This window comes from Calidithermus chliarophilus DSM 9957, assembly GCF_000430045.1.
Lineage (GTDB): Bacteria > Deinococcota > Deinococci > Deinococcales > Thermaceae > Calidithermus > Calidithermus chliarophilus.
Map to the genome: position 1 here is coordinate 2,264,510 of NZ_KE387023.1, position 19,325 is coordinate 2,283,834.

A 19,325-nucleotide genomic window follows, 5' to 3' on the forward strand; every position below is an offset into this window, starting at 1 on the left:
CCGGCCGTACTCGCTCAGGGGGTTGGGCACGTCGTCCTCGCGGTAGGGTCGGCCGGCCTCCCCGTCGAAGACCACGTCGGTGGAGAGCTGGATGAACCGCGCCCCCAGGCCGCGGGCGAGCCGGGCCAGGTGCCCGGGCGCCTCGGCGGTGAGGGGGGTGAGGTCGGGGCCGGACTGCGCGTAGGCGGTGTTGATCAGGGCGTGGGGGCGGAGGGCCTCGAGCGCCTCCCGCGCCGCCCCCCGGTCCCGCAGGTCGAGCGGGACCCAGGCGGCGGGGTAGGGGAGGGGCGGCTGGCGGAAGTGGCCGGCGGCCACCTCCCAGCCGAGCGCGAGCGCCTGCCGCACCAACTCCCGGCCCACGTAGCCCGTGCCCCCGGTGACGAAGAGCCGCACGGGATCAGGATAGCGGCTGGAGCTCGAAGCGGGCCCGGGTGACGCGGTAGCCCCCCTGCCCCGCCCGCAGCTCGAGCCGCACCTCGTGCAGCCGGGGCAGCTCCTCGACCATCTGCGAGACCCGCAGCAGCAGGTCCTGCAGCGCGGCGGTGTCGGCCTTGCCTGCGAGCGCAGGCACCATCTCGGCGGCGTCCTGGTCGGAGAGGGGGGTGATGCGCACGGCGAGGAGCTGCGGCCCCAGCGGCAGATCGGTCAGGCTCAGCGAGATCACCGGGCCGAAGAGCTCGTCGTGGCGCACCTCCAGCCCCAGCGCCAGCCCCTCGGCCTCGGGGGCTTGGGGGATGCCGAAGAGCCCCAGCAGGCGCTCGGCCTCCTGCGCCCCGAGCTCGCCCTGGCGCCCCTGCAGCAGGGCGCGGGCGGCCTCGAGGTCGGGCTCGAAGTCGGGGAACTCGCCGGTGGGGCGGGAGCGCCAGCGGGCGTGCGCCACCGTGAGGCCCAGCGCGCGGGCCGCCGACTCGGGGAAGCGGTAGACGGGCACCTGCTCCTGGCCCACCCCGAAGAGCATCCGGCTGGCGGTCATGAAGCAGGCCAGCACCGTCTTGGCGCTCCCCGCGGCGCGGGCCTCGAGCAGGGCCTGGCGCAGGGCCTCGGCCACCTCGAGCGGGTCGGAGAAGCCCATGGGCACGAAGAGGGCCATGGCGCTGTCGTAGCGCTCGTCGTGCAGCACCTCGCGGGCGGCCTGGCCGAACTCGTCGGGGCCCGCCACCGAGCCCAGGTCGTGGTGGGTGACCTCGAGGCCCATCGCCCGCAGCGCCTCAACCGCCAGGGTGCCGGGGCCGCTGGCGTTGGAGACCAGGGCCACGCGGTGGCTGCCGTCGGGCCGCACGGCGGGGGCGGGCTGGTGGGCGAGCAGCGCGGCGGCGTCGAACATCTCCTCCAGGCTCTCCGCCCGCATCACCCCGGCCTGGGCGAAGAGGGCCTCCACCACCGGGTCGCGCCCGGGCCGCACCACCAGGATGGGCTTCTTGCGCCCCACCCGCCGCGCCAGACGGGCGAAGCGGCGGGGGTTGCCGAAGGACTCGAGGTACAGCAGGATCAGCCCGGTCTCGGGGTCGTCCTCCCAGAACTGCAGCAGGTCGTTGCTCGAGACGTCGGCCTTGGCCCCCAGGCTCACGAAGCTCGACAGGCCCAGCCCCACCTCGCGGGCGTACTCCAGCACCGCCAGCCCCAGCGAGCCGCTCTGCGAGGAGAGCGCCACGTTGCCGTGGGCGGGCATGGGCACCAGCCCCGCGGCGAGGCGCACCTCGGGGTGGGTGTGGATGAAGCCCAGCGAGCCCGGCCCCACCAGCCGCATCCCGTAGCGGCGGCACACCTCCACCAGCGCGAGGGTGGTGGGGCGCTCGAGGCGGATGGTGAGCACCACGATGGCCCGCACCCCCCGCTGCCCGCAGGCCTCGGCGGCGGCCACCACCTGGTCGGGCGGGGTGGTGAGGATGGCGAGGTCCACGGGCCCCGGGATGGCCTTGACCGAGGGGTAGGCCAGGATCGAGCCCACCACCAGCACCTCGCCCGCGGCGGGCGAGGCGGCCGGGTTGACCGGGTAGACCGGCCCGGCGAAGCGGTTCCTGACCAGGTTCTCCAGCACCCGGTAGCCCACGCTCTCCGGGTCGCGGCTGGCCCCCACCACCGCCACGCCGCGCGGCCGGAAGAAGGGGTAGAGCGAGGCCAGCGTCGCCACCTGGTCGCGCCACTCGAAGCGGGCCACGGTCTCGGCGCTGGGCTCGATCTCGAAGGTGACCTCCACCTCGCCCGCCTCGTTCTCGGTGTGCACCTGGAAGCCGCTGCTGCGGAAGACGTCGAGCATCTGCCGGTTCTCCAGCAGCGTGAAGGCGTGGAAACGCCGGATGCCCCGCCGCGCGGCGATGAGGGCTAAGCGCTCGAGCAGCAGCGTCCCCAGCCCCTTGCCCTGGTACCAGTCGTCCACCAGGAAGGCCACCTCGGCGCTGTCGGCGCCGGGCCCCTCGGGCACGAACTCCCCGGTGGCGATGATGCGCTGGGGGTCGCCCGCGAGCACCACCAGCGTGAAGCGCTCCTCGCCGGGCTTCTGCTTGAGCAGCAGGTCCACGGCGGCCTCGGGGCTGATCTCGGAGAAGAAGCGGTACTGCCGGGCCTGGGACGAGAGGCGGCCGAGGAAGTCCAGGAACAGGCCCCGGTCGGCGGGGGTGGCCTGGCGCAGGAAGGCGGTGCGGCCGTCCTTGAGGAGCACCGGCCCCGACTCGAGGCCGTGCTGCGGGGTGGGCACTGGGTAGTAGCGGTCGGGCATGGGCTTCTCCTCCGGTTAGGGTGCTCGAGCCTGCGCTCACGCGCCAGGGGCGTTGGTCCGAGGGCCACGACGGGGCCTGTTCTCCCCCGTATTCTCCAGGTTGAGGCCCCGCCCCAACAACCTCTCCGGCTTCCCCGCCCGTTCCCCGCGCCCCGCCCCATCCGGTAGCATGGCCCCATGTTGCGCCTAGACCTCAGCAACCTGGACCCCCGCCGCGTCGGAGCACAGGGCTTCGGCCTCGACGAAGCCTTGCGGGAAGAGAAGAAGCGGCTCGAGGCCGCCCGCGACGCCCTCTGGCAGCGCCGGGGCGACGCGGCCGAATTCCTCGGCTGGATCGACGTGCCCGAGGACACCGAGGCCGTGCGGAACGTGCTGCGCTACCGCCAGGCCAACGCCTGGGTCGAGGACTTCGTGGTGCTGGGCATCGGCGGCTCGGCGCTGGGGGCGCAGGCGGTGAGCGCGGCGCTGGGCAAGGGCCCGGTGCGCCTGCACTTCGTGGACAACGTCGAGCCCGAGCCCATCCTCGAGCTCCTCCGCGCGCTCGACCCCCGCAAGACCCTGGTCAACGTCATCAGCAAGTCGGGCTCCACCGCCGAGACCATGGCCGCCTTCCTGGCCTTCCGGCGCTGGCTCGAGGACGCCCTGGGCGCCGGCTGGAAGGAGCACGTCGTCGTCACCACCGACCCCGCCAAGGGCATCCTGCGCCCTTACGCCCAGGCCGAGGGGCTCACCGCCTTCGAGGTGCCCCCGGCGGTGGGCGGGCGCTTCAGCGTGACCTGCCCGGTGGGCACGCTGCCCCTGGCCTTCGTGGGCGTGGACCTCGAGGCCTTCCTCGCCGGCTGCCGCAAGGCCAACGAGACCGCCCAAGCCGACGCCGAGGCCAACCTGCCCGCCCAGACCGCCCTCGTCCACGACCGGCTCAGCCGCAAGGGCCTCAACGTCAACGTCTTCATGCCCTACTCCACCCGCCTGCGCTACCTCCCCGACTGGTTCGTGCAGCTCCACGACGAGTCGCTGGGCAAGGCCGTCAACCGCGCCGGCGAGGAGGTGCGCACCGGCACCACCGCGGTGCGGGCCATCGGCACCACCGACCAGCACGCCCAGGTGCAGCTCTTCCGCGAGGGCCCCCACGACAAGCTCATCACCCTCGTGCGCCTGGAGGAGGCCACCGAAGACCTCGAGATCCCCGCCGTGGCCGGGCTCGAGGCCCTCGACTACCTCTTCGGCCGCAGCTTCTTCGAGCTGCTGAGCGCCGAGGCCAAGGCCACCGCCCACGCCCTCGCCAAGGCGCAGCAGCCCAACTTCGCCTTCGTGCTCGAGCGCCTCGACGCCTACACCCTGGGCTGGCTGATGCAGCACCTCATGTGGCAGACCGCCTTCCTGGGCGAGCTGTGGGGCATCAACGCCTTCGACCAGCCCGGCGTGGAGCTGGGCAAGGAGTACACCTACGCCCTGATGGGCCGCAAGGGCTACGAGCCGCTGGCCGAGGAGTTGAAGGCGGAAGGGGTCGAGTGAACGCGGGGGCGCGGGGCCCCGTGCCCCCGCGCACGGGCATCCCCTCGAGAGGTTGAACGGGGCCAGAACCGGCGGGTATCATTCTGTCATGAGCGAAAAGGTCTTCGTCGAAAGCTGGCTCGACGTGCTGCGGGAAGCCTGTGAGGGCGGCAGGCCGGGTGAGGGGACCGCCTTCCTGGACAACACCAATCCCGACGGCAGCGGCAACCACGGCCTCTTCGCCACCCTGGACGCGCTCACCGCCGAGCAGGCCTCCGACCCCACGGCCCTGGGCACCAGCGTGGCCGCGCACGCGGCGCACGTGGCGTTTCACCTCGAGGTCATGGTGCGCTGGGCCGGCGGCGACCGGGGCCCCTTCGACTGGAAGGGCAGCTTCGAGCCCCGGGCCGTGGACGCGGCCCGGTGGCAGGCCACCCGGGACCGGGTGCGCGCGGCGTACCAGGCCGTCGTGGACCTGGCCCGCAAAACCGAAGCCTGGGACGAGGACGCGGCGGGCGGGCTGGCAGCCTCACTCGCCCACGTGGCCTACCACCTGGGGGCCATCCGGCAGGTCGTGAAGCTGGTGCCGTGACGTCCTGATCAACGTGGTGGGGCGGGCCACCGGCCCGCCCCACCGGCCCGCGCTACAGTCTCCTTATACCGGATTCAAAAAGATAATCATCCAAACCAAAGGCCCCAGAGGCTATCTTTTTGAATCCTAGAGCACTCCCTTCGGTCAGCTCGCCGCCGGACGGCGGCGAGCTGACCGAATCTAGTATTACGAGTTGTTGACTTCCCCCACGTCCCAGTGCTCGGGCGAGCGCCAGAGGTTGGAGATCAGCAGCTCGCGCATGGCCAGGAACTCCTTGGGCATGCGCTCGTAGAGCTTGATGAAGAGCTCTTCGTGCGAGAGGATCTCCTTGAGCCAGAGCTCGCGGTCGATGGCCATGAGCTCCTGGAACTGCTCCTTGGAGAAGTCCAGGCCGCGCCAGTCGATGTCCTCGTAGTGGGGCACGTAGCCCAGCGGGGACTCGGTGCCGCGGCCGCGGCCGTTGGCCCGGTCCACGATCCACTTCAGCACCCGCATGTTCTCGCCGAAGCCGGGCCAGGCGAAGTTGCCGTTCTTGTCCTTGCGGAACCAGTTGACGCTGAAGATGCGCGGGGGGTCCACGACGCGGCGGCCCATGTCGAGCCAGTGGTTGAAGTAGCTCGCCATGTGGTAGCCGATGAAGGGCAGCATGGCGAAGGGGTCGCGGCGCACCTCCCCGATCTGGCCGAAGGCGGCGGCGGTCATCTCCGAGCCCATGGTCGCACCCAGGTAGACCCCGAAGGTCCAGTTGAAGCTCTGGTAGACCAGCGGCACCACCGTCGCCCGGCGCCCGCCGAAGATGAAGGCCTTGATCGGCACGCCCTTGGGGTTTTCCCACTCGGGGTCGATGACCGGGTTCTGGCTGGCGGGGGCGGTGAAGCGGGCGTTGGGGTGGGCGGCCTTGCGCCCGGAGTCGGGGGTCCACTCGTTGCCCTGCCAGTCGATGGCCTTGGCGGGCGGCGGGCCGTCCATGCCCTCCCACCACACGTCGCCCTCGGGGGTGAGGGCCACGTTGGTGAAGATGGTGTTGGCCCGCAGGGTCTCCATGGCGTTGGGGTTGGTCTTGTAGGAGGTGCCGGGGGCGACGCCGAAGTAGCCCGCCTCGGGGTTGATGGCGTAGAGCCGCCCGTCGGGGCCGGGTTTGATCCAGGCGATGTCGTCGCCCACGGTGGTCACCTTCCAGCCTTCTTCCTGGAAGGGCTTGGGCGGGATCAGCATCGCGAAGTTGGTCTTGCCGCAGGCCGAGGGGAAGGCGGCGGCGACGTAGGTCTTCTGGCCCTTGGGGTCCTCAACGCCCAGGATCAGCATGTGCTCGGCCAGCCAGCCCTCGTCGCGCCCGATCACGCTGGCGATGCGCAGCGCCAGGCACTTCTTGCCCAGCAGCGCGTTGCCGCCGTAGCCCGAGCCGTAGCTCCAGATGCTGCGCTCCTCGGGGAAGTGGACGATGTACTTGACGTCGGGGTTGCAGGGCCAGGGCACGTCGGGCTGGCCGTCCCTAAGCGGCATCCCCACCGTGTGCGCGCAGGGCACGAACTGGTCGCTCTCGCCCAGCACCTCGAAGACCTGCTTGCCCATGCGGGTCATGATCTTCATGTTGACCACGACGTAGGCCGAGTCGGTGATCTCGATGCCGATGTAGCTGATGGGCGAGCCCAGCGGCCCCATCGAGAAGGGCACGATGTACATCGTGCGCCCGCGCATGCAGCCGTCGAAGAGCTTCTGCAGCGTCTCGTGCATCTCGCGGGGGTTGACCCAGTTGTTGGTGGGCCCGGCGTCCTCCTTGTTGATGCTGCAGATGAAGGTGCGGTCCTCAACCCGGGCCACGTCGGAGGGGTCCGAACGCGCCAGGAAGGAGTTGGGCCGCAGCTCCGGGTTGAGCCGGATGAAGGTGCCCTTCTCCACGAGTAAGTCGCACATCTGCTGGTATTCCTCGTCGCTGCCGTCGCAGAAGTGGACGCTGTCGGGCTTGCACAGGGCCACCATTTCGGCGATCCACTGCTTGGCTCGAGGGCTCTTGACGTAACCGGGGAACTCGAGGGTGTCTACATTTACGGTTGCCATACGATACTTTACCGTCATGTGTACTATACCTCCCAATCCAGGCCTCGCCCCGGCCCTGCGCCAGGGGCAGATCCCGATCTGATCGTAGTTTTCCCGACAAAGCCCGCCCCCACCAGAGACATTCAGCCCGCCCCTCCCGAGACCAGGGGGGTATCCTGAAGTCCCATGAGGATCCGCTTCCGCGAAAACGCCTCCATCGCCATCGACCTGCCGCAGGGCGCCGGGCTGAGGGTGAACGGGGCAGAGCAGCACCTCGAGCGCGCCAAACTGGCCCTGTGCCGCTGCGGCCACTCGAGCAACAAGCCCTTCTGCGACGGCACCCACAAGCGGGTGGGGTTCGAAGCGAGAGCAGGGGAGATCGAACTCACCGAGCTTGGGCCGGGGGGAGAGGGACGGTAAGGCCAGCGACCTGTGGCTCGTGGTAGACCCCTCCCCGGCCCTCCCCGCCGTCGAGGGCGGAGGGCCGAGGGCCAAGGCGTTCTGCGTTTTGCGTCTCGCGTTTTGCGTTTGGCGTTTTGCGTTTGGCGTTTGGCTATCAGCTATCGACTATCGACCATCGACCTCACCCCAACGGATCATCCTGCACCACCAACGTCTTGAGGTACAGCGACTCCGGCACGTGCAGGCTCCAGGGGTGGTCGCTGGGCTGGTAGGTCACGGTCTCCACGCGCAGTCGGCGGCGCTGGTCGGCGGCGGCGCGGCGGGTGACCTCGAGCAGGTCCTCCAGGGTGAGGTAGTAGGCGCAGCTCGACAGCCACAAATAGCCCCTGTGGGCGAGCAACCCGAGGGCGTGGTTGAGCAGCTCGACCAGCAGGCGCTTGACCCGGGGCAACTCGTCGGGCTTCTTGACCAGGGTGGGCGGGTCGAGCAGGACGTGGTGGAAGGGCTGGGCTTTCTTGGCGAGGTCCTTGAGCACCTCGAGGGCGTCGCCGGAGCGGATGTCCACGGCGAGGCGGTGGCGGCGGGCGGCGTGGTCGAGCACCGCCAGGGCGTCGAGGTCCTTGTCCACCGCCAGGGCGTAGGCCCCGGCGCGGGCCGCCCGCAAGGCGAAGCCGCCCACGTAGCTGTACACGTCGAGCACGCGCTCGCCGGGCTTGACCCGGCCCTCGAGCAGGCGGCGGTTATCGCGCTGGTCGAGGTAGAAGCCGGTCTTCTGGGCCAGGCCGAGGGGGATGGGGAAGACCAGGCCGTCCTCCTCGACCTCGAGCACCTCCGGCACGCTGCCGTGGATCACGCCCACCTTTTCGGGCAGGCCCTCCTGCCTGCGGGCGTCCACGTCGGAGCGCTCGTAGACGCCGGCGGGCCGGGCGACCTCGAGCAGCGCCGGCAGCCAGAACTCGCGCAGGGCCTCCATAGCCCGGTTGCGCACCTGCACCACCAGGGTCTCCCCGAAGCGGTCCACCACGAGCCCCGGCAGCCCGTCGGCCTCGGCGTGGACCAGGCGGTGGAAGGGCCCCAGGTGCTCCCGCTTGGACTGGGCGACCTCGAGGCGCCTGCGGAAGAGCGCCCGGTCCAGGTTGCCGCGCTCCCAGCGGTAGACGCGCAGGGCCACCCGGCTCTTGGGGTCGAAGTAGCCGGTCGCGGCGTACTGCCCCTCGGCGTCGTAGAGCTCGGTGACGCCCGCGGCGGGCGGGGCCTCGGCCAGTTCGTCGGCGAACACGCCGGGGTAGTAGTTGCGGACTTTCTTCTCCTTGCCGGGTTTGAGGACAGCCTTCAGCACCCTTCAAGGATAAGACCCCGGCGCTCGAGCCGGCTCGAGCACCCCCTCGCTTTGCCGGGCGCGCGGCCCACGACGGCGAACCGGGGCCCCGAAAGACCCCGGCTACTGTGGCTTCGTTGGTGGGCCGTGCAGGACTTGAACCTGCGACCAAGAGATTATGAGTCCCCCGCTCTGACCAACTGAGCTAACGGCCCAAACCCTTGCCAGTTTAGCGGTTTTCCCGGGCCGGCTCAACGCTTCAGCGCAGCGGCGGGGGCGGGGGGTGGCGGTCCTGGCCGGTGATCTGGTCCTCGAGCTCCCCGATGTAGGCCGCCAGGGTGTTCCCGGCCTTCTCCAGCTCGTCGATGAGGGTGTTCTCGGACTGGGCGAAGCGCTCGTTGATCTGGCTCCGCAGGGTCTCGAACTCCTCCTGGATGAGCTTCTTGACCTCGACTAAGCGGCTGGCCTCGGCGTCTTCGGCCTGCTTGCGCAGGGCCAGGATCTCGCGGGCGTACTTCTTGACCTCCAGAAGCGCCGCCGTCTCGGTGCCGATGGAGAGGATCACGTACCAGATCGAGAGCACCGCCACGGCGATGAGGAGGATCAGGCCCAGCGGGGCCTCGACCCGCGTGAAGACGAGGGAGAGCGACTGCGAGGCCATGATGAGCGGCCAGTTGGCCATGGCGAAGACGGCCAGCAGCACCAGCACCAGGGTGATGAAGATTACGCGTGGCCTCATAAGGCTCCGCCGGGATTATACCAATGCCAAGTGAAAGCCCAACGGTCCGGCGGCGCGACAAGGTAGACTCGGCCCCAGTGGGCTACGTTTTCGTTCTCGTCGCCGCGACCCTATGGGGTTTGCTGGGCTCATTTTCCAAGCTGGCGTTCCAGGAGGGGATCACGCCGCTCGAGGTCGCCTTCTGGCGGGCCGCCATCGGCAGCGTCCTGTTCGGCACGCACGCCCTGGTCATGCGGCAGGCCCGGGTGGCTCCCCGCGACCTGCCGGCGGTGCTGGGCTTCGGGGTGCTGGGGATCTCGGTGTTCTACGCGGCCTACCAGCTCGCCGTGCAGACCGGCGGCGCGGCGCTGGCGGCGGTGTTGCTCTACACCGCTCCTGCGCTGGTGGCGCTGCTGGCCTGGCTGCTGCTGCGCGAGCGCATGACGCCGGGGAAGCTGGGGGCGTTGGCCCTGACCCTGTTGGGGGTGGCGGCGATCAGCCTGCAGGGGGGTGAGGTGCGCCTTTCAGCAGCGGCGCTGTTCTGGGGCATGCTCTCGGCCTTCACCTACGCGCTGTACTACATCTTCGGCAAGCTCTACCTGAACCGCTACGCCACCGCCACGGTCTTCCTCTACGCCCTGCCGGTGGGGGCGCTGGGGCTGTTCCCGCTGGTCGAGTTCCACGGCAAGAGCCTGCTGGCCTGGGCGGCCCTGCTGTTCATCGCCCTGCTGGCGACCTACGGCGCCAACCTGGCCTACTACGCGGGGTTGCGGCGCCTCGAGGCCACCCGCGCCGCGGTGGTCGCCACCTTCGAGCCGGTGGTCGCGGCGGCGGTGGCCTTCGCGTGGTGGGGCGAGCGCTTCGGGCCGCTGGGCTACGCGGGCTCGGCGCTGGTGCTGCTGGGCCTGCTGATCCTGACGCTCGAGGGGCGCGGGAAGCGTTCCTAGCTCGCAGCCGACAGCCGAACGCTATGGCGTTTGGCGCCTCGTGTACGACCTTGGGTGGCTGGCCTTTGCGGTAATCCCGGCCCTGCGGTATCTTGGAAGCGTTTCTACAGGAGGTGTCCATGCGGGGCTTGTCGGCCTGGATCGTGTTGATTTTGGGATTCGCCTTTGCGGTACCGGTCAAATTCAGCTACACCCCCCCGGCGGGCGTCGAGGTCAAGTCGGTGAGCCTGCGGGGGGCGTTCAACAACTGGGGCGAGACGCCGATGAAGCTCGAGGGCAAAACCTGGAGCGTCAGCGTGGACCTGCAGCCCGGGCGCTACGCCTACAAGTTCTTCATCAACGGCCAGTGGCCGCGCGACATGTGCGAGGATGCCACCTTCGGCACCAAAACCGACAAGGGCCTCTACATCGACCCCCAGGCCGAAGGCTGCGTGGACGACGGCAACGGCGGCAGGAACGCGGTGCGGGTGGTGAGCGCTCAGGCCGCCGCACCCGCCCAGCCCAACCCCCAGGCCCAGGCGGCCCCGCCCCTCAAGGAGGGCTACGCCCGCGTCCACTACCACCGCCCCGACGGCAACTACGAGGGCTGGGGGCTGCACCTGTGGGAGGACACCCTTGAGGCCGTCGAGTGGACCAAGCCCTTCCCCCAGACCGGCATCGACGAGTTCGGCGCCTACTGGGATTTCCGCCTGAAGGAGGGGGCCAAGAAGGTGGGCTTCATCGTGCACAAGGGCGACGAGAAGGACCCCGGCCCCGACATGTTCCTGCTGATCGAGACCATGGGCCGCGAGGTGTGGGTGATCTCGGGCTCGGCCCAGATCTACAGCCAGAAGCCCGACGTCACCGCGCTTCCCAAGGGCGACCTGGCCAAGGCCCAGGCCCACTGGCTCGCCCGCGACCTCATCGCCTGGAACGTGGAGGTTCCCGCGGGCGGCAGCGTGCGGTTCTTCTACAGCCCCTTCGGGCGCATGAAGCTGGGGCGCGACGGCCTGAGCGGGGGCTTCGCCCTCGAGCTCCAGCCCGCCGAGCTGCCCCAATCCCTCAAGGCCCGCTTCCCGCACCTCGCCGCCTACAAGGCCTTCCGGCTGCCGCAGGACGAGCTCGAGAAGGTCCCCGGCTTCCTCAAGACCCAGACCGCCGTGGCCGCCTTCGACAAGGACGGTAAGCTCACCGACGCCACCTCCTTGCAGATCCCCGGCGTGCTCGACGAGCTGTTTTTCTACAACGGCCCGCTGGGGGTGAGCTGGGAGGGCGGCAGGCCCACGCTGCGCGTCTGGGCGCCCACCGCCCGCTCGGTCAGGCTGCACCTCTTCGAGCGCGGCAGCGGGGGAGAGCCGAGGGTGCTCGAGATGGCCGAGGAGAAGGGCGTGTGGAGCATCCGCGGCGACGCCTCGTGGAAGAACCGCTTCTACCTCTACGAGGTCGACGTCTGGGTGAACTCCACGGGCAAGTTCGAGAAGAACCTCGTCACCGACCCCTACTCGCTGGCGCTGTCCACCAACTCCCGCCGCAGCCAGATCGCCGACCTCGCCGACGCCAACCTCAAGCCCCAGGGCTGGGACAGCCTGAAGAAGCCCCCGCTCGAGGCCTTCGAGGACGTGGTGGTCTACGAGCTGCACGTGCGCGACTTCAGCGTCTTCGACAACACCGTGCCCGAGAACCTACGCGGCACCTTCCGGGCCTTCACCGTGCCCACTTCCAACGGCATGAAGCACCTGAAGGCCCTCGCCGACGCCGGCCTCACCCACCTGCACCTGCTGCCGGTGATGGACATCGCCACCATCGACGAGGACAAGTCGAAGTGGAAGAACCCCGGCGACCTCTCGCGCTTCCCCCGCGACTCCGCCGAGCAGCAGAAGGCCATCGGCGCCATCCGCGACGAGGACGGCTACAACTGGGGCTACGACCCCTGGCACTTCAACACCCCGGAGGGCTCCTACACCACCGACCCCGACGGGGCGGGGCGCACCCTCGAGTTCCGCCAGATGGTCGCCGCGCTCAACGGCATCGGGCTGCGGGTGGTGGTGGACGTGGTCTACAACCACACCAACGCCTCGGGGCAGGCCGAGAAGTCGGTGCTCGACCGCATCGTGCCCGGCTACTACCACCGCCTCAACAAGGACGGGTTGGTCGAGACCTCCACCTGCTGCCAGAACACCGCCACCGAGCACCGCATGATGGAGAAGCTGATGGTGGACTCGGTGGTGCTGTGGGCCAAAGCCTACAAGGTCGACGGCTTCCGCTTCGACCTGATGGGCCACCACATGAAGGCCAACATGGAGGCCGTGCGCAAGGCCCTCGACGAGCTGACGCTCGAGAAAGACGGCGTGGACGGCAAGAAGATCGTGATCTACGGCGAGGGCTGGAACTTCGGGGAGGTCGCCAATAATGCCAGGGGCGTCAACGCCACCCAGGCCAACCTGGCCGGGACCGGCATCGCCACCTACTCCGACCGCCTGCGCGACGCGGCCCGCGGGGGCGGGCCCTTCGGCGACCCCCGCGAGCAGGGCTTCATCAGCGGGCTCTTCACCGCCCCCAGCGCCTTCACGCAGCTCGCGCCCCAGGCCCAGCGGCAGAAGCTCCTGGCCCAGACCCAGTGGATCCGCTCGGGGCTGGCGGGCTGCCTCAAGGACTACCGCATAGGCCCCAACCTCACCGGCGGCCAGGTGGACTACAACGGGCAACCCGCGGGCTACACCGCCGACCCCCAGGAGTGCATGAACTACGTCTCCAAGCACGACAACGAGACCCTCTTCGACGCGGTGATGTACAAGGCCCCCGCAAATGCCTCGCTGGCCGACCGCATCCGCATGCACAACCTGGGCTCGGCCATCGTGATGTTCAGCCAGGGGATTCCCTTCTTCCAGGCCGGCGACGACCTGCTGCGCTCGAAGTCGGGCGACCGCAACTCCTACAACTCCGGCGACTGGTTCAACCGCATCGACTGGAGTTACCAGACCCACAACTGGGGCATCGGCCTGCCGATGGAGGGCGACAACCGCGAGCGTTACCCCTACCTGGGGCCGCTGCTGGCCAACCCTGCCTTCGTGGTCAAGGCGCAGGACATCCAGAACGCCGCCGCCTACTTCCAGGAGTTGCTGCGCATCCGCAAGTCCTCGCCGCTGTTCCGCCTGCGCACCGCCCGCGACGTGCAGGAGCGCTTATCCTTCCCCGAAGGCCCCAACCAGACCCCCGGCCTCATCGTGATGCTGCTGGGCTCGGGCTCCCCGGCCCTCGACCCGGTCAACAAGCGGGTGCTGGTGGTGTTCAACGCCGCCCCCGGCGAGGCCCAGGTCAACGACCCCGCCCTGCGCGGGGCCTGGCGCCTGCACCCCGTGCAGCAGAACTCGGTGGACCCCGTGACCAAGGCCTCGAGCTACCGGGACGGGGTGTTCCGGGTGCCGGGCCGCACGGCGGCGGTTTTCATCGAACCCGGACCATGAGCGCGGGAGGTTGAGCGATAATGGCGCGCATGAACGCCTTGACGCGGCGGTTGGCCCTGCTGGTGGTGGCCCTGCTGGCCCTCGCCATCGCGGCCAAAGTCCCCGTCACCTTCACCTACGACCCCCCGGCGAGCCTCGAGGTGCGCTCGGTGAGCCTGCGGGGCAGCTTCAACAACTGGGCCGAGCTTCCCATGCACAAGCAGGACAACGGCACCTGGGCGGTGAGCGTGGAGCTCGAGCCCGGAGTCGTGCAGTACAAGTTCTTCATCAACGGGCAGTGGCCGAAGAACATGTGCGACGACCCCACCTTCGGCACCCCGCAGGTAGACGCCGAGGCCCAGGGCTGCGTGGACGACGGGCAGGGCGGCCTCAACGCCTTCCGCGAGGTGCGGCCCCAGGCCGACCAGCCCGCCGAGGACGAGGCGGGGGCGCTCGGCTTCGAGCACGACCCGGCCGCGGTGCGCTACGTCTCGCAGGCGGCGGGCAGGCTCTCGGTGCGCTTCGAGGCGCGCGAGGGCGCGGTAAAGGAGGCCTACCTTGAGGCCGCCGAGCGCTACCCCATGCACCGGCAACTGGCCTACGGGGGCATAGAGCTGTGGCGGGCCGCCGTCCCGCCCTCGCCGGGCGAGTACCGCATTCGGGTGGTGGACTCCGGCGGCCAGGAGCAGAACTTCGGCCCCTTCCGCCCGCCCCAGCAGCCCTTCGCGGCGCTCGACTGGGTGGGCAGCCGGGTGGGCTACCAGGTCTTCCTCGACCGCTTTTGGAACGGCGACCCCGCCAACGACGAGAAGGCCCTCGCCACCGACGAGTACAACTTCAACCAGGCCTGGAACAAGGACCCCGGCGCGCCCAAGCCCTTCGTCTCCAAGTGGACCGACCCCCCGGCGGGTGACCACTGCTGCCACCAGTACTACGGTGGCGACCTGGCGGGCTTCATCCAGAAGCTGCCCTACCTGCAGGAACAGGGCGTGAGCCTCATCTACTTCAACCCCCTCTTCACCTCGGGCTCGGCCCACGGCTACGACACCCACTCCTACCTCGAGGTCTCGCCCAAGTTCGGCGACAAGGCGCTGCTGAAGAAGGCCCTCGACGAGGCCCACAAGCGCGGCATCCGGGTGATCTTCGACTTCGTGCCCAACCACACCGGGCTGGGCTTCTTCGCCTTCCAGGACGCGGTCAAGCGGGGCCGCAACTCGCCCTACTGGAACTGGTACTTCATCAAGAAGTGGCCCCTGGTGCCCGGCGACGCCACTGCCTACGACACCTACGGCGGCTTCGGCAGCCTGCCCAAGCTCAACACCGCCAACCCCGGGGTGCAGCGCTACTTGCTCGAGGTCGTGAAGTACTGGCTGCGCTTCGGCTTCGACGGCCTGCGCGTGGACCACCCCCAGGGCATCGTCAACCGCGAGGCCTTCTACACCGAGCTGCGCCGCGCGGCCCGCTCGGTCAAGCCCGACGCCTACCTGGTGGCCGAGATCTGGGAGCGCGACTCGAGCTGGCTCCAGGGCGACCAGTTCGACTCCCTGATGAACTACGCCGTGGGCCGCGAGGTGGTGCTGCGCTACGCCCGGGGCGGGACCCTCTTCAGCGGCGGCCGCATGCTGCCCGAACTCGCCCGCGTCTACGGCACCTACGCCGAGGCCGTGGCCGCGATGAGCTTCAACCTCATCGGCTCGCACGACACCGTTCGCGTCCTCACCGACCTGGGCGGCGGGGGCCTGCGCGACACCCCCTCCGCGGACGCGCTGGGCCGCGTCCGGCTGGCGGCGGCGGTGCTCTACGCCCTGCCGGGCGTGCCGGTCTTCTTCCAGGGCGACGAGTGCGGCTTCGGCGGCGAGATGCCCAGCAGCCCCCCCTACGACCTGCACCGCTACCCCGTGCAGTGGGACCGCTGCAAGCCCGACCTCCAGGCCCACTTCAAGCAGCTCGCCCTGCTGCGCAAGGAACTCCCCGCCCTCACCAGCCCCGTCTTCCGCACCTTCAAGGGCGACGGCCCCGTCATGGCCTTCCTGCGCGGCGAACCCGGCGACGGCGAGGTCCTGGCGGTGTTCAACAACAGCAACGAGCCCACCCGCCTCGAGCTCCCCCCCGGCCCCTGGCGCGACCCCCTCGAAGCCCGCACCTACCGGGGCGAGCTCGAGCTACCCCCCCTGGGCTGGCGCTATCTGGTGCGAACAGGGGGCGGTGAGCGGTAAGCCGTAAGCTTTCAGCGGTCAGCCGTCAGCGGTAAGTACAGAGCTCGTGATGAAAGGCACCCTTCCCCGTCCCTCCCCGCCGGCGGGGAGGGTTTATCCCCCCCAGCCCCCCTTGCTAAGGGGGGTGACAAGGCGTTTTGCGTCTTGCGTCTGGCGTCTCGCGTTTGGCGTTTCGCGTACGACGTACGACCCGCGTTCCGCGTTGGGCTATCGGCTATCAGCTATCGACTATCGACGTTCAACATTCGGCATAACCCGGCATACGGCGTAAGACATACGGCGTATACCCCTGCCGGCCAACTGCGATAAACTTTCGTTCATGGCTTTGCTTAAAGAGCACACGCAAAGCGCAGCTTCTCAGAGCATCAGCGACGTCTGGCCGAGCCTGTTGGGGGTGGTCCCCTTCGGGCTGATCACCGGGGCGGCGGGCGTGAGTGCCGGGCTCAGCGTGCTGCAGACCATGGCCTCGTCCCTGGTGCTCTTCGCGGGGGCCGCGCAACTGGCGGCCTACCAGCTCATGGACTCCGGCTCGCCCATGCTGGTGGTGGTCCTGACGGTCACCGTGGTCAACCTCCGCTACCTGATGTACAGCGCCTCCCTCGCCCCGCTCCTGGCCGACTGGAAGAGGACGTGGAAGGTGGTGGGGGCCTACATCATGGTGGACCAGCTTTACGCGCTGTCCCTGCACCGCTTCCGGGAGGAGCGCTTCTCGAGCCCCCTGCCGCGCTGGGTCTACTACATCACCGGCTCCGTCCTGACCTGGGTGGTGTGGCAGGTGGCCGTGTGGGTCGGCGCGTGGCTGGGGGCCAAGGTCCCGCCCTCCTGGTCGCTCGACTTCGCCATCCCGCTCTCCTTCATGGCGATGGTCTTCGCCTCGATCCGGGACCGGCCTACGGCGGCCGCGGCGCTGGTCGGCGGCCTCGCGGCGATGTTCGCGGCGACGTTGCCCTACAACCTCGGCCTGATCGTGGCCTCGCTGGCGGGGATCGGCGCGGGGATGTGGCTCGAGCGCAGGCGCTCGGCCTGATACCAGATTCGGTCAGTTCGTTCCCGAATGGGGACGAACTGACCCGACCGAAGGGAGACGTTTGCTTCGCCGACCGTCAGGGGAGGGGTGTGCTCTAGGATTCAAAAAGATAGCCTCTGAAGGTCTTTGGTTTGGGTGATTATCTTTTTGAATCCGGTATGAGAAGGCGGATCCCATGAGCGAACTGATGATCTGGGTGACCATCCTGCTCGCGGGCGTGGTGACCTTCTACCTGCGCTACTCCTTCATCGGCTACGCCCACCGGATGCAGACCCCTGAGTGGTTCCGCCGGGCCCTGCGCTACGTCCCGGCCGCCGTGCTCTCGGCGCTGGTGTGCAAGGCCCTGGTCTACTACGGCGGAACCCTGCAACTCACCCTCTCCAACGAGCGCCTTCTAGCCGCCGTAATCGCCGCAGGCGTGGCCTGGCGCACCAAAAACGTGCTCTGGACAACCGTGACGGGAATGCTAGCCCTGTGGGCGTTGCAGGCGCTGGGGCTGTGAGAGGGAGGCCGGGAAGCGGTAAGGCGTAATCGGTCAGCGGAAGGCCAAGGACTCGTGGCTTGTGGCTCGTGGCCTATGAGGAACCCCTCCCCGTCCCTCCCCGCGCGGGGAGGGGGTATCCCTCTGGCCCCCCTTGCTAAGGGGGTGACAAGGCGCCCCGCGTCTTGCGTTTCGCGTTTGGCGTTTTGTGTTTAGCTATCGGCTATCGGCTATCGGCCATCGACCATCGACATTCAGCCTTCAGCACCCTACGCCCGACCTACTCCCCGCCTAGTGATCCATCTCCGGCAGATACGTCTTCCACGCCTCCGGCAGCTTAGGCAGGTCGGCCACGAGGAGCAGGCTGTGGCGGGGGGCCATGGGGCGCTTGGCGAGGCGCATGTTGGCCTCCTCGGGGGTGCGGTTTTTCTTGCGCAGGTTGCAACTGCGGCAGGCGGTGACGAGGTTTTCCCAGATGCTGCGCCCGCCGCGGCTCTTGGGCAGCACGTGGTCGATGGTGAGCTCGCCCCCGCGGCGCCCGCAGTACTGGCAGGTGTAGCCGTCGCGGCGCAGGATGTTGCGCCTGTTAAGCGGCAGCCGCCCCGGAGGGCGGCGTACCAGACGTTTCAAGCGGATGATGCTCGGAACCGGGTAAGGCTGCCCTGGAGTTCGTAGAAACTCACCGCTATCCTCGACCACGTCGGCGGTGCCGTTCATGACGAGGATCACTGCCCGCTTGACACTGGCAAGCCCCAGCGGCTCGTAGCCAGCGTTGAGCACCAGAATGCGCGGCAGGTCTAGGTTCATGTTTACAAGATACCGCATTTGCGTCAGGAACCAACGGTCACGCTCACCATGTGGGGACGGGGGCTCGAGGGGAGGGGGAAATCTGCACTGTCTCCTTTTCTGTTGGCCCGAGGCCGCTACCATAGAGCGGTATGGGACGCCTGATTCGCGGGCTGGCCGCAGAAGGCAATTTGCGTGTGCTGGCCGTAGAAAGTACCGACATCGTGGAGGAAGCCCGCCAGCGGCACGGGCTCTCCGAAACCCCCACCGCCGCGCTGGGACGCGCCCTGACGGGCGTGGTGCTCCTGACCTACCTGCTCTCCAAGACCCCCAAAGAGCGCATCACCCTGCAATTCCAGGGCGACGGGCCGATGGGCGGTCCCGTCGTCGAGGCCGCCCCGGACGGCCTGGTACGGGGGTACGTCAAGAACCCCAGGGCCGAACTCCCGCTGCGCTCCGACGGCAAGCTCGACGTGGGCGGGCTGGTGGGCCGCGGCGAGCTCAAGGTGGCCCGTGCGCTCAACAGCGGCGATCTGTACGAGTCGAGCATCGAGCTGGTGTCGGGCGAGATCGCCGAAGACCTGGCCCACTACCTCTGGCAGTCCGAGCAGATCCCTTCGGCGCTGCTGCTGGGGGTGCGCGTGCACGGGGGAGGGGAGGTGCAGGTGGCGGGGGGCGTGGTGATCCAGGTCATGCCCGGCTGCCCCGACGCCGTGATCAGCAGGCTCGAGGCCAACCTGGCCGGGCGCCTCAGCATCACCGACCTGCTGCTCTCGGAAGGCCTCGAGGGCACGGTCCAGACGCTGCTCGAGGGCCTCGCCTACGACCCCACCGACCTCTCGGTCGTGGGCTTCCACGAAGGCCACATCCCCGTGCGCTTCGGCTGCCGCTGCACCCGCGAGCGGGCCACGGCCTCGCTGGTCTACTTCAGCTCCCAGGAGCGCGAGGACATGATCGCCGAGGACGGCGGGGCCGAGGTGGTGTGCCACTGGTGCGGCCGTAAGTACCAGATCACGCCCGAGGAGATCCGCTCCCTCCCCCTGAGCGAGGAGGAAGCGCGGAACATTCCGAAGGCGTAGGTGGGGTGGAAGGTGTCGATGGTCGATAGCCGGTAGCCGGACGCGGGTCGTACGTCGTACGTCTTACGTCGTACGCAAAACGCCAAACGC

The 19,325-nt window shown here is 69.1% G+C and carries 15 protein-coding genes and 1 tRNA gene; 9 read left to right on the forward strand and 7 right to left on the reverse strand.

Annotated elements, in window-relative coordinates:
- Positions 1-393, reverse strand: a 393-nt coding sequence (locus MEICH_RS29340) for a sugar nucleotide-binding protein (protein ID WP_036218507.1), incomplete at its 3' end; no start/stop codon positions are given.
- 4 nt (positions 394-397) lie between these two features.
- Complete coding sequence (locus MEICH_RS0111025; protein WP_027892659.1) at positions 398-2,716, reverse strand: bifunctional acetate--CoA ligase family protein/GNAT family N-acetyltransferase; 2,319 nt, start codon at positions 2,714-2,716, stop codon at positions 398-400.
- Between the two features lie 177 nt (positions 2,717-2,893).
- Here MEICH_RS0111025 and MEICH_RS0111030 point away from each other — a divergent pair, with 177 nt between their 5' ends.
- Together MEICH_RS0111030 and MEICH_RS0111035 are read left to right on the forward strand one after the other, a co-directional pair.
- A complete protein-coding gene (locus tag MEICH_RS0111030) occupies positions 2,894-4,231 on the forward strand; it encodes a hypothetical protein (RefSeq protein ID WP_027892660.1) in 1,338 nt (445 codons plus the stop codon).
- Between the two features lie 88 nt (positions 4,232-4,319).
- Positions 4,320-4,802 (forward strand): DinB family protein, encoded by a 483-nt coding sequence (locus MEICH_RS0111035; protein WP_027892661.1) that lies wholly within the window; start codon positions 4,320-4,322, stop codon positions 4,800-4,802.
- Positions 4,803-4,988: 186 nt separating this feature from the next.
- Here MEICH_RS0111035 and MEICH_RS0111040 read toward each other — a convergent pair whose 3' ends face one another.
- Entirely contained in the window at positions 4,989-6,860 is a 1,872-nt protein-coding gene (locus tag MEICH_RS0111040; protein ID WP_027892662.1) for a phosphoenolpyruvate carboxykinase (GTP), read from the reverse strand.
- A gap of 165 nt (positions 6,861-7,025) precedes the next feature.
- Between MEICH_RS0111040 and MEICH_RS0111045 the strand changes: the two genes are divergently transcribed.
- Positions 7,026-7,259, forward strand: coding sequence for a CDGSH iron-sulfur domain-containing protein (locus MEICH_RS0111045; protein ID WP_027892663.1), 234 nt, complete (start codon positions 7,026-7,028; stop codon positions 7,257-7,259).
- 163 nt (positions 7,260-7,422) lie between these two features.
- Here the strand turns inward: MEICH_RS0111045 and MEICH_RS0111050 are convergent, their stop codons facing one another.
- From MEICH_RS0111050 to MEICH_RS0111060, 3 genes are all read right to left on the reverse strand, one after another.
- A complete protein-coding gene (locus MEICH_RS0111050) occupies positions 7,423-8,580 on the reverse strand; it encodes a class I SAM-dependent rRNA methyltransferase (protein ID WP_027892664.1) in 1,158 nt (385 codons plus the stop codon).
- 117 nt (positions 8,581-8,697) lie between these two features.
- Positions 8,698-8,774 (reverse strand) — tRNA-Ile (locus tag MEICH_RS0111055).
- A 44-nt stretch (positions 8,775-8,818) separates the two neighbouring features.
- A complete protein-coding gene (locus tag MEICH_RS0111060) occupies positions 8,819-9,298 on the reverse strand; it encodes a coiled-coil domain-containing protein (RefSeq protein ID WP_027892665.1) in 480 nt (159 codons plus the stop codon).
- Positions 9,299-9,375: 77 nt separating this feature from the next.
- Between MEICH_RS0111060 and MEICH_RS0111065 the strand changes: the two genes are divergently transcribed.
- The 5 genes from MEICH_RS0111065 to MEICH_RS0111085 all read left to right on the forward strand — a co-directional run bounded on the left by MEICH_RS0111065 (position 9,376) and on the right by MEICH_RS0111085 (position 17,391).
- The gene (locus tag MEICH_RS0111065) at positions 9,376-10,224 is read left to right on the forward strand and encodes a DMT family transporter (RefSeq protein ID WP_027892666.1); all 849 of its coding nucleotides are present in this window, start codon (positions 9,376-9,378) and stop codon (positions 10,222-10,224) included.
- A 119-nt stretch (positions 10,225-10,343) separates the two neighbouring features.
- Positions 10,344-13,667 carry a pullulanase-type alpha-1,6-glucosidase gene (gene pulA, locus MEICH_RS0111070; protein ID WP_027892667.1) on the forward strand — a complete coding sequence of 1,108 codons (3,324 nt, stop codon included), beginning with the start codon at positions 10,344-10,346 and terminating at the stop codon, positions 13,665-13,667.
- A 29-nt stretch (positions 13,668-13,696) separates the two neighbouring features.
- Positions 13,697-15,862 (forward strand): alpha-amylase family glycosyl hydrolase, encoded by a 2,166-nt coding sequence (locus MEICH_RS0111075; protein ID WP_174422436.1) that lies wholly within the window; start codon positions 13,697-13,699, stop codon positions 15,860-15,862.
- A gap of 319 nt (positions 15,863-16,181) precedes the next feature.
- Positions 16,182-16,889: an AzlC family ABC transporter permease gene (locus tag MEICH_RS0111080; protein WP_027892669.1), complete on the forward strand. Its 708-nt coding sequence runs from the start codon at positions 16,182-16,184 to the stop codon at positions 16,887-16,889.
- Between the two features lie 175 nt (positions 16,890-17,064).
- The gene (locus MEICH_RS0111085) at positions 17,065-17,391 is read left to right on the forward strand and encodes an AzlD domain-containing protein (protein WP_027892670.1); all 327 of its coding nucleotides are present in this window, start codon (positions 17,065-17,067) and stop codon (positions 17,389-17,391) included.
- Between the two features lie 270 nt (positions 17,392-17,661).
- On the opposite strand, the gene MEICH_RS0111090 is transcribed toward MEICH_RS0111085, so the two are convergent.
- Positions 17,662-18,177, reverse strand: a complete 516-nt coding sequence (locus tag MEICH_RS0111090; RefSeq protein WP_027892671.1) for an HNH endonuclease — start codon at positions 18,175-18,177, stop codon at positions 17,662-17,664.
- A 131-nt stretch (positions 18,178-18,308) separates the two neighbouring features.
- Here MEICH_RS0111090 and hslO point away from each other — a divergent pair, with 131 nt between their 5' ends.
- A complete protein-coding gene (gene hslO / locus MEICH_RS0111095) occupies positions 18,309-19,235 on the forward strand; it encodes an Hsp33 family molecular chaperone HslO (protein WP_027892672.1) in 927 nt (308 codons plus the stop codon).
- The last annotated feature ends 90 nt before the right edge of the window (positions 19,236-19,325 follow it).

Bases quoted from the DNA above. Each gene is read 5' to 3' on its own strand.
- MEICH_RS0111025 (WP_027892659.1), bottom strand. From the start codon at position 2,716: ATGCCCGACCGCTACTACCCAGTGCCCACCCCGCAGCACGGCCTCGAG.
- MEICH_RS0111030 (WP_027892660.1), top strand. From the start codon at position 2,894: ATGTTGCGCCTAGACCTCAGCAACCTGGACCCCCGCCGCGTCGGAGCA.
- MEICH_RS0111035 (WP_027892661.1), top strand. From the start codon at position 4,320: ATGAGCGAAAAGGTCTTCGTCGAAAGCTGGCTCGACGTGCTGCGGGAA.
- MEICH_RS0111040 (WP_027892662.1), bottom strand. From the start codon at position 6,860: ATGGCAACCGTAAATGTAGACACCCTCGAGTTCCCCGGTTACGTCAAG.
- MEICH_RS0111045 (WP_027892663.1), top strand. From the start codon at position 7,026: ATGAGGATCCGCTTCCGCGAAAACGCCTCCATCGCCATCGACCTGCCG.
- MEICH_RS0111060 (WP_027892665.1), bottom strand. From the start codon at position 9,298: ATGAGGCCACGCGTAATCTTCATCACCCTGGTGCTGGTGCTGCTGGCC.
- pulA (WP_027892667.1), top strand. From the start codon at position 10,344: ATGCGGGGCTTGTCGGCCTGGATCGTGTTGATTTTGGGATTCGCCTTT.
- MEICH_RS0111075 (WP_174422436.1), top strand. From the start codon at position 13,697: ATGAACGCCTTGACGCGGCGGTTGGCCCTGCTGGTGGTGGCCCTGCTG.
- MEICH_RS0111080 (WP_027892669.1), top strand. From the start codon at position 16,182: ATGGCTTTGCTTAAAGAGCACACGCAAAGCGCAGCTTCTCAGAGCATC.
- MEICH_RS0111085 (WP_027892670.1), top strand. From the start codon at position 17,065: ATGAGCGAACTGATGATCTGGGTGACCATCCTGCTCGCGGGCGTGGTG.
- MEICH_RS0111090 (WP_027892671.1), bottom strand. From the start codon at position 18,177: ATGAACCTAGACCTGCCGCGCATTCTGGTGCTCAACGCTGGCTACGAG.
- hslO (WP_027892672.1), top strand. From the start codon at position 18,309: ATGGGACGCCTGATTCGCGGGCTGGCCGCAGAAGGCAATTTGCGTGTG.